Source organism: Bradyrhizobium sp. ERR14 (assembly GCF_014198235.1).
In the GTDB taxonomy this organism is placed as follows: domain Bacteria; phylum Pseudomonadota; class Alphaproteobacteria; order Rhizobiales; family Xanthobacteraceae; genus Bradyrhizobium.
In genome coordinates this window covers 1028401-1044720 of the sequence record NZ_JACIHD010000001.1, presented here as the reverse complement: position 1 = coordinate 1044720, position 16320 = coordinate 1028401, and the positions used below count along the sequence as shown (strand labels likewise).

Below are 16320 nucleotides of genomic sequence, written 5' to 3'. Positions count from 1 at the left end.
CGATTACAGATACCAGGCCAGCACGGCCTCGAGCCTTGCGTTGCCGATGACTGGCAGGGCCACCATCCGGTTCAGCCCGGCTGCGCAGGCCTCGGACCCGGCGATCGAGCCGTCATGGGTGAGATCGTCGTTGAGCGCGGGCATGCCGGTGGCCCAGGCGCCGCCGATGCTGCCTTCGCCTCGGGCGATGGATTTGTCCGCATAGCGTGCGGCAAGGTCGGTCTGCGCGCTGCAATCGCCGGCGCGAAAGACCAGTGCCGAACGGGCCTCGTTCGGGACCCAGATCTCGAAGCGTCGCGCAATCGGCGTTGCCTGCGCCGAGAGGAATGTCAAAACCCAGGTCTGGTCGGTGCCGGTTCGGTAGGGTACGCCGACCCCCAGATTGATCCCGACCTTGGCGGCGTCCTCCCAGCGCAGGAAGCTCTTGGCGTCGTGCAGGTCCTTGATGATCAGCGGCAGGCCCGCCTTCCAGGTGCGTCCGGGCAGGCCGAAGCCGCGAGGAAACCTGGTGTGGCGGGAGTTGAATTCGAACATGTCCGCCGCGCCGTAATAGCCGTCGACGAGGCCCATCTCGTGGGAGAGATCAGGATCGTTGTGCCAGAGCTCGATCGCGCCGACATGCGCCTCGTCGTCGCCGCAGAACAGCACCATCACGGCTTGCAGGAATTCGCCTGCGAACACCGGCACCGCCACGCCGCAGGTGAGGCCGGCCGCGACGGCCTGATCGATCCGCTTGAAATAGGAGTTGGCGAATTTCGTGAGGATGACGGGATGGCCGCAGGCCCAGGCCTTGCCTGGAAGCCCCTCGTCATATCCGAAGTGCAGCTCTTCGCTGACGGCCTTGAACGCGGACAGCCCTTCATCGTAGAGGCCGCCGCCGAATTCCAGCCGCATGCGCGTCCGGTCAGGCACCCAGAGTTCAACGACGCGAATGAAGGTTTTCATCGAGCGTGTCCGCCGCCTCAAACCACGACAGCATCGGTCATTTGGCTGCGGAGCGGACGTTCAAAATTCAGGCAGCACGGCTCAAACTTCGTGCGGCGACGAGGCGAGGCGGCGGCGCTCGCCGATCGAATTTCATGAAACAAAAACCCACCGGGCTCGCCGGCCTCGGCCGGCGACGGCATTTCAATCCTGGCCCTCGGCTTATCGGGCGGAGGGCGTCAGCCGATCGGCAGTCGTGTGACCGTCGGGCGACTGTCGGCGATGATCTGCGGCTTGTGCTCGCGCTCGCCGATCGGCTGGGTCACCGGCAGTTGCAGCACGGTTGCGCGCTGGCCTTCGACCAGTTGCGTCACCAGCACGGATTTGCCGTCCGGGAATTCGATCGCGTCATGATGGCGATCGGGAATGTGCGGATCGATCTTGCCGAACTTGCCGACGCGGGAGTTGACGGTGCGCGTCCAGATCCAGCGGTTGTCGTAACGGACGTCGTCGGCGAAGGCGAGCTCCGTCCCCGGCAGCAGGCAGACCGCGACGGAGAGATCGGCTTCGGAGGCGAAGCCGCGCGTCGAGGTGCCGCGGAATGTTGTCGTAACGATCGTCTCGCCGACTTCTGCGGGGCGCGTCGCGACGGCATGCAGGCTGTAGTCACACATCGGGTGCTCCTCAATGCAGAGATAGCGACCCGCACCTCTTTCGGAGGCGCAGGCCCCTACCAGAGTGGAAGCACGTGACGGTCTGCTCGGTTGTAGGCAAATCTGCGGCTGGGATCCGCGAGCCCCGATCACATTATCTTTTCCATCTTTTCCGAATTTGTTAGGAACAAAGTCGGCTTCCGTGCATTTGGCAGCCGCGTCTCGACAACCGCGCGTGTCAACGACCGGCGGAGTGATGCGATTGCGCGGCAACGCGATGCTGGTGATGCGATCAGCGTTGCTGCGGCTGCACTCAAACGAGCTGCGCATTTGGGCCGTCCCCCCTCGAACTCGAAAGGCCGCGAAGCGATGTTGCGTCGCGCGGCCTGCCGAGGATGTCGCGAAAGGAGGAGGGGCCGGACAATCTGTGCGATACCAGAAAGACTATCCAGCCGGAGCGGACCGTTATCCGCTCCAATCTCTGATCGGCGAGGCCGATCGAAGGCGCGCGCGAGGCGCTAAAGACTTCAGTATCGAGTACTTCCGGTATCAGTACTTGCGGTAAAGCCCGATCAGCTTGCCCTGAATCTTCACGCGGTTCGGCGGCAGGATGCGCACCTCATAAGCGGCATTGGCGGGCTCCAGCGCGATCGAGGCGCCGCGGCGGCGGAAGCGCTTGAGCGTGGCTTCCTCGTCGTCGATCAGTGCCACCACGATGTCGCCGGTATCGGCGCTCTCGTTGCGCTGGATCAGCGCCATGTCGCCGTCGAGGATGCCGGCCTCGACCATGGAATCACCGCGCACTTCGAGCGCGTAATGCTCGCCGGAGCCGAGCATGTCGGGCGGCACGCTGATCGTGTGGCTGCGGGTCTGCAAAGCCTCGATCGGAGTACCGGCCGCGATGCGGCCCATCACGGGCACCGCAACGGGTCGCTCGCCCTCGTCCGCGGACGGGCTGGAGCTCGCGCGTAGCTTGCCGAGATTGCCCTCGATGACGCTTGGCGTGAAGCCGCGTCGGTTGCCGGCGGCAGCCTGGAGCTCCGGCAGCTTGATCACTTCAATGGCCCGGGCGCGGTTGGGCAGGCGGCGGATGAAGCCGCGCTCCTCGAGCGCGGTGATCAGGCGATGGATGCCTGACTTCGAGCGCAGGTCGAGCGCATCCTTCATCTCGTCGAAGGACGGCGGCACGCCGCTTTCCTTCAAGCGCTCGCTGATGAACCGCAGAAGCTCGTATTGTTTGCGCGTTAACATCTCGAACAAAGTCCCCCGGTTGATGTCGTTCGATTCCGAGACGATGAGTTCAGCGATAAGCGGCTACATCTCGAAACAAATCATGAACGGACACTATATGTTCGATATGTGTTCCGCAACTGCTTAATTTACCGTGAACAGAACGAAACTCACGGAATGCGTGTGGCGGCGCAGTTCAGACGGGGAGCCGCAGCACCTCGCAGGGGCTGCCGGCCTCGGCCTTCAGCGCAAACGGTGCGCGCACGAGAAGTACCTGTGCTGCAGCAAGATTCGCAAGCAGAGAGGAGTCCTGATGGCTGACGGGAAGGGCGACGAGCGCGCCATCGTCGCGCTTTTCCAGGCGCGCGCGCAGATAATCCTCGCGCTGGTCGTTGGCGCCGAGATCGCGGCCCAGCACGACGCGCTCGCGATGATGATGAATCACGGAACGGCCTGATAGCGCGCGAATCAGCGGCACCATGAACAGGAAGGCGCAGACGTAGGACGACACGGGATTGCCGGGCAGGCCGATGACGCCCATCGCCCCTAACCGCCCGTGCATCATCGGCTTGCCGGGCCGCATCGCGATCTTCCAGAACGCCATCGCGATGCCTTCGTCCTTGAGCGCCTGCTGGACCAGATCGTGGTCGCCGACCGATGCGCCTCCGGTCGTGACCAGGATGTCGGCGCCGCTTTCACGCGCGCGGCGGATGCCGGCGGTGGTGGCCTCCAGCGTATCGGCGGCGACACCGAGGTCGATGGTCTCGGCGCCTTCGCTGCGGGCGAGCGCGTGCAGGGCATAGCCGTTGGAATAGACGATCTGGCCGTGCCCGGGCGTTGAGCCCGGCATCACCAGTTCGTCGCCGGTGGCGAGAATCGCGACCTTCGGACGGCGGCAAACGGCGAGTTGCGGGTGGTTCATTCCGGCGGCGAGGGCGAGATCGCGCTCCGTCAGACGGGTTCCCTTGCGCAGGAGAACGTCGCCCTCGCGGAAATCGACGCCGGCGGGGCGGATGTGCCGACCCACGATCGCGGCTTCCTTGATCGTTATGTGCTTGCCTTCGGCGATCGTGTCCTCCTGGATCACGACCGCATCCGCGCCGTCCGGAACGACGCCGCCGGTGAAGATCCGTACGGCTTCGCCGGCGCCGACCTTTCCCGTGAACGGACGGCCCGCTGCGACCTCACCGATCATCGTCAGCCTGGAATCCATTGTTGCCGCATCGGCCGCGCGCACGGCATAGCCGTCCATCGCCGACATCGCCTGGGGCGGCTGGGTGCGCCGCGCAGCGACGTCCTGCGCGAGCACGCGATGGTAGGCTTCGTCGAGTGAAACCATCTCTGCAGGCAGCGGCTCTGCACCCGCCAGCACCGTAGCAAGGGCGTCGGAAACCGGCATCAAGGCCACGGCGAAACTCCTGCTCGGCACGTTCGGATGAAATGTTCCGACAGTCTTCTAGCCGAGCGCGGGGGCAGAGGCAAAATGGCGGAGCGGGCAGGATTTATCCTGCCGCATCCGGCCCAGAATGGAAGGCAGGCTCAGGCTTGGCGTGGCATGATCCAGAGAACGAGACCGATCGGCAGGAGGGTGGCCATGGCGAGGACGAGAATGACGAGCGCCACGGCCAGCATCGCTCAACTCCCGCTCGGCCGGTCCGGCCCGGCGTCCAGCGCGACGTCGGGAGCCTTCGGCCCTTGATCCTTGTCGGGCAGCGGATCGGCCTGGGATTTCAGGTCGGCGGCCTTGCTGATCAGCTTGGCGGAAAGGTCCGAATCCGAGGTGGTTCTTGCGAATTCGAGCAGGAGAGAGGCTTGCTTGGTGAGATAGGTTTTGCCCAGCACGTGCATAAGTCCGGTGTAGAAGTCCCAACGGACTCAAGAGTCCGTAAGGGGCCATTCCGTTCCCGGAACTCCGTACAAAAATACACAAAGCGCTCTGGTTCCTCATTTTGGGCAAAAATTGGTTCCGGAAGACTTGTGCGACGTTGGCGTCTCCCGCTGCGCGGAGATCGTCAGATGCCCAATGCCGTCAAGGCGTTCCCGACGTCGCGCGGCGACGTCACATGCACCGCTGTCAGTCCGCGCGACCGCGCGCCTTCAACATTCTCGGCGAGATCGTCGAAGAAAACGATACGTCCTGCGGGCACGCCGATGGCGGCGACGACATGGTCGAAGGCTTCCGCATCCGGTTTGCGCAGGCCGATGCTGGACGACAGATATAGCGCGCGGAAATGGCCGAGCAGTTCGCCGTATTCCTTCGAGAAATAGTCGACATGCGGCCGGTTGGTGTTGGAGAAGGCGTAGAGCGGCATCTGCTTCGCCGCGCGCGGCAGCAGCTCGGCGATGTCAGGCATCTCGCCGGCGAAGATCGCGTTCCAGCCTTCCAGGAACTGGGCGTCCGAAATGCCGATGCCGAGCGAAGCACGCAGCGAGGCGAAATAGTCCTCGTCGCTGATCTTGCCGACCTCGTGCAGCCGGTAAGCCTCATCACGCACATAGCGCGCGACGATGGCCTCGGGCTGGCAGCCGGCATGTCCCGCCCAGCAGGCGATCGCCTTGGAGAAGTCGATGTCGAGCACCACGCGCCCGAGATCGAACAGAAGCGCATCCGCGCTGCCGGGAGAAAGCGAGTTCACTTGCATCCTTTCACTCAGTATCGATAGGGATCGTGGTCGAATAGCGGGAATGCGCTGAAGACGCTCGGCGCGTTGGTGGCGGTCGCCGGATGCAGGCAGGATTTGTCGACCTCGGCAAATGACGTGGCGCCCAAAAGGCCGAGGCAGCGCAGCACTTCGTCCTCCAGCAGCTCCAGCATCCGCGCGACGCCGGCCTCGCCAGCCGCCGCTAGCGCCCAGCATTGCAGCCGGCCGATCCCGACCATGTCCGCGCCCGCCGCGATCGCCTTGACGATGTCGGTGCCGCGACAGACACCGCCGTCGACCATGATCTTGGCGCGGCCCTTCACGGCCTCGACGATCTCGGGCAACACATGCATGGCGCCGCGGCCGTGGTCGAGCTGGCGGCCGCCATGGTTGGAGACGTAGATCCATTCGACGCCGTGATCGATCGCGATCAGGGCGTCCTCGGCGGTGGCGATGCCCTTCAGGATCAGCGGAATCCTGAACTTGTCCTTGATCATCTTCACGGTCCGCCACTCCAGGCCCTTCTGGAAATCGCCGCCGGTGGCACGCAGGCGGCTTTCGCGAACGTAGCGCTTGGCGATGTCACGCTCACGACGGCTGTAATGGGCGGTATCGACGGTCAGGCAGAAGGCGGCATAGGCGCTCTTCTCGGCCCGGCTGACGACATCGGCGACAAAGGCGTCGTCGCCGCGGACATAGAGCTGATAGAGCCGCAGCGCATCGGGTGCGGCTTCGGCGGTCTGCTCCAGGCCGGGCTCGGACACCGAGCTAAGCATGTGCGCTGCACCGAAGGTGCCGGCAGCGCGCGCGACGCTCGCCGCGCCATCCGGATCGAAGATCTCGAGCGCGCCGACGGGGGCGAGCACCACCGGCAGGCGCATCCTGCGGCCGAACTGCTGAACCGAGCCGTCGACCTTGCGGACGTCGCGCAGCACGCGCGGGCGGAAGGCGATCTCGTCCAGCGCCATGCGGTTGCGGCGCATCGTGGTTTCGGTCTCGGCGGCGCCCACGATGTAGTCCCAGGCGTTCTGGTTGAGGTTGGCCCGCGCTTTCCGAATGAATTCGTGCAGGTTTTGGAACGGCTCGTTGCTGGCGCCGAGCTCGACGTTCCGTTCCGGCCGGATCCGGGGTGCTTCGTTCATTGTTATCCTCCCGAGAATTTGAAGCCTTGTGTCATCGCCTAACCCGTCCAGCGTTCCAAAACCATCCTAAAATGGCATGGCTGCGCGGCGTGGACGGGCGCACCGATTGCCCCTTTAGGTACCTTTGGGGGCGGGCCAGTCCTGCAACGTTGCCAAAAGTTTAGGCCCGAACGAAGCGATTTTTGCGGTGTACCGGTCGGCGGTGCATCCCGGCCTTGAAGAAACCAGAATGGTATTGTGAGAAGTGGATTGGATCGCCAATTGCATGGCGCTTCCCAAGTCTGCTTCCCAAGTCTCGAGAGACGAGCCCAAGCAAGCTCAAGCGAACCGCCAAGCAAAAAGGCAAGCCCATCCATGCGGAAAACCCTGCTGTTCCCTCTGGGCGCGCTCACCGGAGCGTGTCTCACCCTTCTGGTCGCCAGCCCGCACGGTGGTGTATGGGCGGCACGGGCGGCAGCGAGCGCGGACAATGCCTATTCCCAGCTCAACCTGTTCGGCACGGTGTTCGAGCGCGTCAAAGCGAGCTATGTCGAGAAGCCCGACAACGCCAAGATGATCGAAGGCGCGATCACGGGCATGGTGACCTCGCTCGACCCGCATTCGCGCTACATGAACGCTAAGGCCTGGACCGAGATGCAGGAGACCACCTCCGGCGAGTTCGGCGGCCTCGGCATCGAGGTCACGATGGAAGACGGCCTCGTCAAGGTCGTTTCGCCGATCGACGATACGCCCGCCTCGAAGGCAGGCCTGATGTCCGGCGACCTCATCAGCAAGATCGACGGCGAGGCCGTGCAGGGCATGACGCTCGAGCAGGCCGTCAACAAGATGAAGGGCCCGGTCGATACCAAGACCAAGCTCACCATCGTGCGCAAGGGCGCTGACGCGCCGCTCGACGTCGCGATCACGCGCGAGATCATCCATGTGCGCCCGGTGCGCTTCCACGTCGAGAACGGCGACATTGGTTATATCCGCGTCACCTCGTTCAACGAGCAGACCACCGACGGCCTGAAGAAGGCGATCGCCGCGATCTCCAAGCAGGTGCCGCAGGAGAAGCTCACCGGCTACGTGATGGACCTGCGCAACAATCCGGGTGGACTGCTCGACCAGGCTGTGTCCGTGTCGAGCGCCTTCCTCCAGCGCGGCGAGGTCGTCTCGACCCGCGGCCGCAGTCCAGAAGAGACCCAGCGCTTCACTGCGCATGGCGGCGACCTCACGAAGGGCAAGCCGCTGGTGGTCCTGGTCAATGGCGGCTCGGCCTCGGCTTCCGAGATCGTGGCCGGCGCGCTGCACGACCACAAGCGCGCGACCATCATCGGCACGCGCTCGTTCGGCAAGGGGTCGGTGCAGACGGTCATTCCGCTCGGTGCCGGCAATGGCGCGCTGGCGCTGACCACGGCGCGCTACTACACCCCGTCGGGCCGCTCGATCCAGGCCCAGGGCATCGCCCCCGACATCGAGATCCTGCAGGACGTGCCGCCTGAGCTGAAGGGCCGCATGGACACCATGGCGGAGTCCCAGATGCGCGGGCATCTCTCAGCCGGCGAGGGCGGCGAGCAGACCGGATCGCAGTCCTACGTTCCGCCGAAGGAGGAGGACGACAAGGCCCTGCATGCCGCGTACGACTTCCTGCACGGCGTGAGCGCGAATGCAGTGGCCGCAAAGCCCGCGTCGAAGGCTGCAGTGCCGAACTAGGTCTGGCGGCCTCCAGACATCGATCGCCCGGGAGTGGACGACCGCTCCCGGGCGATTTCGTTTGGAACCTTAGCGGTGTGTCCGCAGCGGACCTAACTCGCCTCGCGGCGGCGGGCTTTCGCGCCGCCGCGCTGGGCGAGCCGGCTGCGATGCAGCGCAAACAGCTCCAGCACCTTGTCGGCGGGCTTCGCGGCGCTGAACAGATAGCCCTGCATCTCGGAACAGCCGAGCGCGCGGAGCAGACGCTGCTGCTCCTCGGTCTCGACGCCCTCGGCCGTGGTGGTCATGCGGCGCGCGGCCGCCAGATTGACGACGGCCTGGACGATGCTGGCCGAGCCGTCGGGGCCGGCGATGTCGTCGACGAAGCAGCGGTCGATCTTGATCTTGTCGAACGGGAAACGGTGCAAATAGCTCAGCGACGAGTAGCCGGTGCCGAAATCGTCGAGCGCGATGCGCACGCCGATGGCGCGCAGCTGGTGCAGGATCGCCAGCGCCGTGTCGTCGTCGCGGATCAGCACCGCCTCGGTGATCTCGAGCTCGAGCCGGCTCGCCGGCAGGTTGGAAGCAGCGAGCGCCGCCATGATCTTCAGTGCCAGCGTGCCGCTCTTGAACTGCACCGGCGAGACGTTGACGGCGAGGCGGATGTCGTCGGGCCAGTTCGCAGCGTCCCGGCAGGCGGTCGCCAGCACCCATTCGCCGATCTCGTTGATCAGACCGGTATCTTCGGCGATCGGGATGAACTCCGCCGGCGAGACCATGCCGCGCGCGGGATGGCGCCAGCGCACCAACGCCTCGCAGCCGGTGATGCGTTCGTCCTTCAGGCTGAGGCAGGGCTGGTAATAGACCTCGAGGCCGCCGTCGCGCCCCCCTTGGGCGATGGCGTGGCGCAGGTCGCTCTCGAGCTGCCGGCGCTCGCGGACCTTGGCATCCATCTCCGGCTCGAAGAAGCGATAGGTGCGGCGTCCGGCGGACTTGGCGGCGTACATCGCCATGTCCGCGTTCTTGAGGACCTGGTCGAGCGCCGTGCCGTGTTCCGGCGCGAGCGCAATGCCAATGCTGGCGTCGGTGGTGAGATGGTGGCCCATGCAGTCGAACGGCGCGCGGATGGCGGCGAAGACCCGTGCGACGAGCTCGTTGACCTGGTCGAGCGATGCCACCGCGCTCTGGACGATGGCGAACTCGTCGCCGCCGAGCCGCGCCACGAAATCCGCCGGGCCGGCACAGCGGCGCAGGCTTGCGGCAATCGATTTCAGCAGCTCGTCGCCGACGAGATGGCCGAGCGCGTCGTTGACGCCCTTGAACTCGTCGATGTCGATGTAATGCACCGCGATCTGTTCGTCGTTGCCGACCGCGGCCAGCTCTTCGCGCAGATGCTCGTGGAACATGGTGCGGTTCGGCAGGTCGGTCAGCGCGTCGTAATGGGCGAGGTGCGTGATGCGCTCCTCGATCCGGCGGCGCTCGGTGATGTCCTCATGGGTCGCCACCCAGCCGCCGTCCGTGAGCGGCTCGTTGAGGATGTGGATCGAGCGGCCGTCGGAGGTGTCGACCACCATGGAATTGCGCGTATGGACGCCCTTCAGCACGCGCACGACATAGTCGTCGATGTCGCCCGTGAACGAGCCGGTTGCCTTGCGATGGGCGATGATGTCGTGGAAGCTCGAGCCGGGCTTCACGATCTCGGCCGACAATCCGTACATTTCGAGATAGCGCTGGTTGCAGACCACCAGCCGCTGCTCGGCGTCGAACAGCAAGAGTCCCTGCGTCATGTTGTTGACGGCGCGATCGAGCCGCTGCTTTTCCAGCGTCAGCCGTTCCCGCGAGAGGCGGTGCTGCTCCAGCAGCTTGCGCACGATCGCGATCAGCAAGCCTGCGATGGCGAGTGCGGAAGAGGCGGCGATCGAGATCAGCATGCCGATCTGCTCGCGCCAGTCCGTCAGGGCGGAGGCGCGCGTCGTGGTGGCCATCATCAGGATCGGGAAATGGGGCAGCGCGCGCGAGGAGATCAGCCGGTCTTCTCCGTCCACCGGGCTCGTGAAACGGCCGGCGAAGTGATCGAGGTCGAAAACCCTCTGATGCTGCACCGGACCAGTTTTGAAATTCCGCCCCATCAATTCGCTGGAGTGGGGATAGCGGGCGAGCAGCGTCCCGTCGCGATGCAGCATCGAGATCGTCGCACCTTCGCCGAGCGCGACGGATGCGAAGAATTTCTCGAAATTGGCGGGCTCGATGCCGCGTCCAACGGTGCCAAGAAACTCGCCGTTCGGCCCGACGATCTTGCGCACGATCAGGACGGTCCAGGCGCCGGAGATGCGACTGTGCAGCGGCTCGATCAGGACATCCGGCGAATTGGGATCGTCCTTGAATGTGCGAAAATAGGCGCGATCGGCAACGCTCACCTTCGGAGCCGGCCATGCCGACGACGAATTGATCAGATTGCCTTCGGCATCGATGATGTTGACGCCCCCGATGTAGGGCAGCGCCTCGATCTTCGAGCGCAGCATCCGGTGGATGTCCTGGCCCGAAAGGCGCTTGCGATAGTCCTCGACGGTCGTGATTCCGGTCGTGCGGACGTGGGCGACGAAATCCTTCTGGATGACCGCGAAGTCCTGCAATTGCTGATCGAAATGATGGGTGAGCAGCAGCACGGTGTTTTCCAGCTCGCGGCTGGAGTTGCGCAGCGCCCGCTCGCGGAAATTCTGCGCCATCAGGACAGAGCCGACGGCGATGGCCGCGATCAGCAGCGTGCCGCCCACGACCAGCCAGCGGATCGGTCCGCTGCGCACGAAGGCCTGGTCAAAGAGGCGGCTGCCGAATCTCGTCATCATGCTGGATCATTGCCGTGCACACGTCAGGATCAATTCTGGCCCCGAAGACACCCGTTGGTTTACGGGAACGGTGTGGAGGCGAAGTTAGGAAGCGCGGTTAACGCTGTGTGAACGGTCGCGCGCAAATGCAACTGAGGTCCGCGATACAGCGGGCAGGAATTGCCGAAGGCATTGGAGGGCGCCGGTCAATTCCTGCCGGCCACGCCACAATCAACCAAGCCCTAACCATCCAACGTGTTGGGGAGCCTCAAATCGGCGTTGGCACGTGATTTGCGACATGCCTGCTGACGACGACATGCCTGCTGACGACACAGAGAGGACGCAACGATGAAAAACACCCTGAAGAACTTCCTCGCCGACGAGCGTGGGGCAACCGCGATCGAGTACGGCCTGATCGCGGCCGGAATCGCGCTGGCCATCATCACCGTCGTGAACGGCATGGGCGCCAAGCTCAACAGCAAATTCACTGCGATCAGCTCTTCACTGCGCTGATCGCGTGGGTTCCGCTGCGCGCCAGTATCGCCACCATGATCAGCGCCGCGAGGATGTTCGCGGCGGCACTGGTCAGAATCGGCATCGTGTAGCTGTGGTTGACGTCGTAGGCGAAGCCGGCCGCACTCGGGCCAATCAGCGTGCCGAACGCCACGCTGGTGTAGAGAATGCCGATGATTCCGCTGACATTGCGTCCGCCAAAATAGTCCATGACCACAGAGGGCAGCACCGCGACCCAGCCGCCGTAGAACACGCCGTAGATGAAGGCATAAGCGGCGAGGGTCCAGACCTCAGCGGCAATGGCCCAGATCGCCATCGCGAGCGCCATTCCGGTCAGGACCATGATCAGCGAGCGGTCGCGGCCCATCCGGTCGGCGAGTGCGCCGAGAAAGAAGCGGCCTGCGGTGCTGCCGGCCCCGATCACGCCGAGCAGCAGCACTGCAGAGGACGCCGCGACCCCGTGATCGCGCGCGTAGGGCACGAGATGGACGAACGGGACGAAGGCTCCGAACGAGCAGACCAGACACGATAAATAGAGGGCGACAAATCGCGTCGACCGGACCGCCTCGCGCACGGATGCGCCGCCGGCGTTGCTGGCGCCCGCGGCATCGCGAGGCGGATCGCCGTCGGGTCCGAGGCCGCGGTGCTTCGGATCGTTCTCGATGAGCAGCGACATCCCGCCGCCCAGCACCAGCGCAATCGCGCCCAGCACCAGATAGGCTCCGCGCCAGCCCACCGAGGCGATCAGCAATGAGGCGAGCGGCGGCATCGCCAGCGTACCGAGCCCGATGCCGCTCACCGCGAGCCCGGAGGCAAAGCCGCGGCGCCTGACGAACCAGCGTTGCACGGCGCCGATGGCCGGAACATAGGCGCATCCGACGCCGAGGCCGACGCCGAGCCCGTAGGCGAGATAGACCTCGACGACGGACCGGGCAGCGCTAGCGGCCGCGAGCCCGACCGCGACCAGGATCATGCCGGCGACGGCCAACGGACGCGAGCCAAACCGGTCGGCGAGGGGACCGCTGACGAGGCCGAGCGCGAAGTACAGAAAGCCCGCGATCGAGAACACCAGCGAGATCGAACCGCGCGAGGCGCCGAAATCGCGCTGGAGCGGCTCGAGGAATGCGCTGAACGTGTAGGCGGAGCCGAAGCCGACGAACATGACGGCAAACGCCGCCGCGACGACGAACCAGCCATGGAAAATACCTCGCTGAGCGAGCGTGGATTGAATGGTCAATGCTGCCTCCGCGAGGTGAGGGAAGGATGGCGACGGTGCCAGGACGTGGCCCGCTGGAAGGCCGCGCCGGCGCGCACGAGCGTGGCCTCGTCCAGATGGGCGGCGACGAGTTGGAACGCGATCGGCAGCCCGTCCGTCGACGCACCGCCTGGCAGCGTGATGGTGGGATGACCGGTCATGTCGAACGGGCAGGTGTAGCGCTGCAGCTTCGCGATCAGATCCGGCTGTTCGCCGAGCGTCTGGATCATGGCAAGCGTCACTGGCGGGAACGGGTGCACCGGGATCAGCAGCAGGTCGATGGTCTCGAACAGCGCAGTCACCCGGCCGCGTAGCGCCAGCCGCCGCAGCAGGATCTTCTGATAGTCGAGAGCAGATAGAGCGCGGCCGGTCTCGAGCACGGAGGCGAGGATCGGACCATACTCATCCTTGCGAGCGGGATAGGTCGCCTCATGAGCGACCGCAGCTTCCACCGCACAGTTCGGCGTCCAGTCGGCGATCGCCTGCGTGACGTCGGGAAATCGGACATTAACGGTGTCGGCGCCAAGCGCGCGGAAGGCATCGATGGCGTCCGCCAGCACGCGCTGGGTCGCAACGTCCACGTCGTCGCTGTTCCAGGCGGAATCGACGCCGATCCGCAGGCCCCGCACGTCCTGTGCGGCGGCGGCCAGATAGTCGGGCACCGGATCGACCAGCGACGTCGGGTCGTTCGGATCGTGTCCGGCGATGACGCCGAGCAGCGCACCGACGTCGGCCGCGCTGCGGCCGATCGGTCCGACATGGTCGAGCGTCGCGGCAAGCTCGAACGTGCCGTGGCGGCTGACGCGGCCCCAGCTCGGCTTCAATCCGGTCAGGCCGTTGGCGGCGCAGGGCCAGCGGATCGAACCGCCGGTGTCGGAGCCGAGCGAGCCGAAGCAAAGTCCGGCAGCCGTCGCGACCGCCGAGCCGCTGGACGAGATACCCGGCCAGTAGCTCGCATTCCACGGATTCTTCGGCGGTTTCACCAGCGGATGGTGATCGGCATAGGCGCCCTCGGTGAGTTGCACCTTGCCGAGGATGACGGCGCCCGCGTTCTTGAGCCGGCGCACGACGGTTGCATCTGCACTGGGACGAAAGTCGCGATGAAGCGTGGTGCCTGCCGCCGTCGGAATGCCCTCGGTCCAGAACAGGTCCTTGAGCGCAATCGGCACGCCATGCAGGGGCCCCCGATACCGGCCCTGCGCGATGTCGGCGTCCGCGGCTTCCGCCTCGGCCATGGCCGTTTCCGCCATCACGTGAACGTAGCTGCCGAGATCGCGGTCGATGGAGTCGATCCGGTCGAGTTGCGCGCGCGTCACCTCCAGCGCCGAGATTTCGCGCGCCTTGAGGTGTGCCGCGAGCGCGGTGAGTTCGAGATAGTGCAGGGCGTCGGCCACGGCTCGGTTCTCCATTCCGGTGATAGCAGAGGCGTTCGACCCCGAGGGATCGTTCGACACCAGTATGAGTAAGATACAGGTGTCGCTTGCTGTCAACCAGTAAATCTGTTTTACTGGTGTTCAAATCTTTGGTGTTCCGATGTCGAAAGAGTCGCGCAAATTCCAGGTTCCCGACGCGTTGGCGAACCTCTACGATTTCGCCAACACGCTCGATGTTCGCCACTTCACGCATTTCGGCGTGGAGCACCCGGAGAGCGATGAGCTCAGTGGCCCGAAGGACCTGGCGGACTGGATGCGGGAACGCGGCCTTGGCGCCAAGGGCGGCCATGTCACGCCGGCAATGTTCGAGACTGCGCTGAGGCTGCGCGGGGCGTTGCGTGCCTATCTGCAGTGTGAGCCGAGCGAGCGGCTCCGGAACAAGAGCGTTCTTGGCGCGCTCAATGACGCGCTGGCGCCGTTCCCGTTGCGGGTCGAGGCGCTCGCAGGCCGTGGCGCAACGCTGTCAGCGGCGCGCGAGGATGCGCTCGCCGGCCTGTCGGCCATCGCGATCGAGCTTCATGACGCAACCCTCGTGGGAACGCTGGACCGGCTGAAGATGTGCGCGTCGGAGGAATGCCGCCGGGTGTTCTTCGACCGGTCGAAACCATCGACGCGGCGGTGGTGCATGTCGACGCTATGCGGCAACCGGATCAAGACGCGCGCTTATCGCGAGCGGCAGCGCGAGGCGAAATAGAGCGGATTGCGCAGTCAGGCGCGGTAATGGCCGGACTTGCCGCCGAGCTTTTCGACCAGATGGATGCCCTCGATGCGCACGCCGCGCTCGACCGCCTTGATCATGTCGTAGATGGTGAGGCAGGCGACCGAGACGGCCGTGAGGGCCTCCATCTCGACGCCGGTCGGACCCGTCACCTTGACGCTGGCGCGGACGAGGCAACCCGGCAGTTTTGCGTCGGGCTCGATGTCGAGCGTCACCTTCGACAGCGCCAGCGGATGGCAGAGCGGGATCAACTCCGAGGTGCGCTTGGCGGCCATGATGCCGGCGATGCGGGCGGTGCCGAGCACGTCGCCCTTCTTGGCATTGCCGGATACGATCAGATCGAGCGTCGCCTTGGTCATGACGACGCGGCCCTCCGCGACCGCAAGCCGCTCGGTCGCGGGCTTGTCCGAGACGTCGACCATCCGCGCCTCGCCGGAGGCGCCGATATGGGTGAGGGCCGGGACGGCTTTTTTCGCCGGCTTGCGCGCCATGTCAGCGCGTGCCCGTCGCGCGCGCCGCACTCTGGCGCGCGAGCAGCGTGCGCGTCGCGGCGGTGACGTCGGCCTGCCGCATCAGGCTCTCGCCGACCAGGAAGGTCGACATGCCGACGCGCTCGAGCCGGGCAAGATCGGCGGGCGTGAAGATGCCGCTCTCGCCGACCATCAGTCGATCCCCGGGGATCAGCGGCGCCAGCGTTTCGCTGGTCGCGAGCGTGGTCTCGAACGTGCGAAGATTGCGGTTGTTGACCCCGATCATCGGCGAGCGGAGCCTGAGCGCGCGGTCGAGCTCGGCGCGGTCGTGGATCTCTATCAGCACGTCCATGCCGTAGGCGAGCGCGGCGTCTTCGAGGTCTTTGGCGGTGGTATCATCGAGCGCGGCCATGATGATCAGGATGCAGTCGGCGCCGTGCGCGCGCGCTTCCGCCACCTGGTAGGTGTCGAACATGAAATCCTTGCGCAGCACCGGCAGTGCCGTCGCTGCACGCGCCGCCACCATGAAGTCGAGATGGCCCTGGAACGAGGGCGTGTCGGTCAGTACGGACAGGCAGGCCGCGCCGCCGGCCTCATAGGCCTTGGCGAGCTGGGGCGGATCGAAATCGGCGCGGATCAGCCCCTTCGACGGCGAGGCCTTCTTCACCTCCGCGATCAGCGCGTAGTCGCCATTGGCGTGCTTGGCCTTGATCGCGCGCACGAAGCCGCGCGGTGCGGCTTGCGCCTTGGCCTTCGCCTCGACCGCCGAGAGTGGCTCGGCGCGCTTGGCGGCTGCGATCTCTTCGCGCTTATAGGCTTCGATCTTGGTCAGGATGTCCGACAT

15 protein-coding genes are annotated in these 16320 nt (G+C 65.3%); 3 read left to right on the top strand and 12 right to left on the bottom strand.

All coding sequences use genetic code 11. The features are described 5' to 3' along the window. Positions 1–3: 3 nt before the first annotated feature. From GGD62_RS05165 to GGD62_RS05135, 7 genes are all read right to left on the bottom strand, one after another. A complete protein-coding gene (locus tag GGD62_RS05165) occupies positions 4–945 on the bottom strand; it encodes a GAF domain-containing protein (RefSeq protein WP_179736437.1) in 942 nt (313 codons plus the stop codon). A 218-nt stretch (positions 946–1163) separates the two neighbouring features. Continuing rightward, positions 1164–1598, bottom strand: coding sequence for a hypothetical protein (locus GGD62_RS05160; RefSeq protein WP_018320255.1), 435 nt, complete (start codon positions 1596–1598; stop codon positions 1164–1166). 528 nt (positions 1599–2126) lie between these two features. Then, positions 2127–2828: a transcriptional repressor LexA gene (gene lexA, locus GGD62_RS05155; RefSeq protein ID WP_026202323.1), complete on the bottom strand. Its 702-nt coding sequence runs from the start codon at positions 2826–2828 to the stop codon at positions 2127–2129. A 175-nt stretch (positions 2829–3003) separates the two neighbouring features. Further along, positions 3004–4215: a gephyrin-like molybdotransferase Glp gene (glp, locus tag GGD62_RS05150; RefSeq protein WP_183707381.1), complete on the bottom strand. Its 1212-nt coding sequence runs from the start codon at positions 4213–4215 to the stop codon at positions 3004–3006. A gap of 227 nt (positions 4216–4442) precedes the next feature. After that, the gene (locus GGD62_RS05145; RefSeq protein WP_049814976.1) at positions 4443–4649 is read right to left on the bottom strand and encodes a hypothetical protein; all 207 of its coding nucleotides are present in this window, start codon (positions 4647–4649) and stop codon (positions 4443–4445) included. Between the two features lie 170 nt (positions 4650–4819). Beyond that, the gene (locus GGD62_RS05140; RefSeq protein ID WP_183707379.1) at positions 4820–5449 is read right to left on the bottom strand and encodes an HAD family phosphatase; all 630 of its coding nucleotides are present in this window, start codon (positions 5447–5449) and stop codon (positions 4820–4822) included. A gap of 8 nt (positions 5450–5457) precedes the next feature. Further along, complete coding sequence (locus GGD62_RS05135; RefSeq protein WP_018320262.1) at positions 5458–6591, bottom strand: alpha-hydroxy acid oxidase; 1134 nt, start codon at positions 6589–6591, stop codon at positions 5458–5460. 354 nt (positions 6592–6945) lie between these two features. On the opposite strand from GGD62_RS05135, the gene GGD62_RS05130 reads away from it, so the two are divergent. After that, entirely contained in the window at positions 6946–8283 is a 1338-nt protein-coding gene (locus GGD62_RS05130; RefSeq protein WP_018320263.1) for a S41 family peptidase, read from the top strand. 92 nt (positions 8284–8375) lie between these two features. Here GGD62_RS05130 and GGD62_RS05125 read toward each other — a convergent pair whose 3' ends face one another. After that, positions 8376–11108, bottom strand: a complete 2733-nt coding sequence (locus tag GGD62_RS05125; protein ID WP_183707377.1) for an EAL domain-containing protein — start codon at positions 11106–11108, stop codon at positions 8376–8378. Positions 11109–11435: 327 nt separating this feature from the next. Here GGD62_RS05125 and GGD62_RS05120 point away from each other — a divergent pair, with 327 nt between their 5' ends. Then, a complete protein-coding gene (locus GGD62_RS05120) occupies positions 11436–11600 on the top strand; it encodes a Flp family type IVb pilin (protein WP_179736444.1) in 165 nt (54 codons plus the stop codon). On the opposite strand, the gene GGD62_RS05115 is transcribed toward GGD62_RS05120, so the two are convergent. Together GGD62_RS05115 and GGD62_RS05110 are read right to left on the bottom strand one after the other, a co-directional pair. Continuing rightward, entirely contained in the window at positions 11581–12837 is a 1257-nt protein-coding gene (locus tag GGD62_RS05115) for an MFS transporter (protein ID WP_183707375.1), read from the bottom strand. The genes GGD62_RS05120 and GGD62_RS05115 overlap by 20 nt on opposite strands. After that, positions 12834–14249 (bottom strand): amidase, encoded by a 1416-nt coding sequence (locus GGD62_RS05110; RefSeq protein ID WP_312014242.1) that lies wholly within the window; start codon positions 14247–14249, stop codon positions 12834–12836. Before GGD62_RS05110 ends, GGD62_RS05115 begins: the two co-directional genes overlap by 4 nt. 139 nt (positions 14250–14388) lie before the next feature. On the opposite strand from GGD62_RS05110, the gene GGD62_RS05105 reads away from it, so the two are divergent. Then, positions 14389–14982, top strand: coding sequence for a CGNR zinc finger domain-containing protein (locus GGD62_RS05105; RefSeq protein ID WP_183234380.1), 594 nt, complete (start codon positions 14389–14391; stop codon positions 14980–14982). A gap of 14 nt (positions 14983–14996) precedes the next feature. Here the strand turns inward: GGD62_RS05105 and moaC are convergent, their stop codons facing one another. Both moaC and trpC read right to left on the bottom strand, forming a co-directional pair. After that, a complete protein-coding gene (gene moaC / locus GGD62_RS05100; protein ID WP_018320268.1) occupies positions 14997–15497 on the bottom strand; it encodes a cyclic pyranopterin monophosphate synthase MoaC in 501 nt (166 codons plus the stop codon). A 1-nt stretch (position 15498) separates the two neighbouring features. Next, positions 15499–16320, bottom strand: coding sequence for an indole-3-glycerol phosphate synthase TrpC (gene trpC, locus GGD62_RS05095; RefSeq protein ID WP_183234379.1), 822 nt, complete (start codon positions 16318–16320; stop codon positions 15499–15501).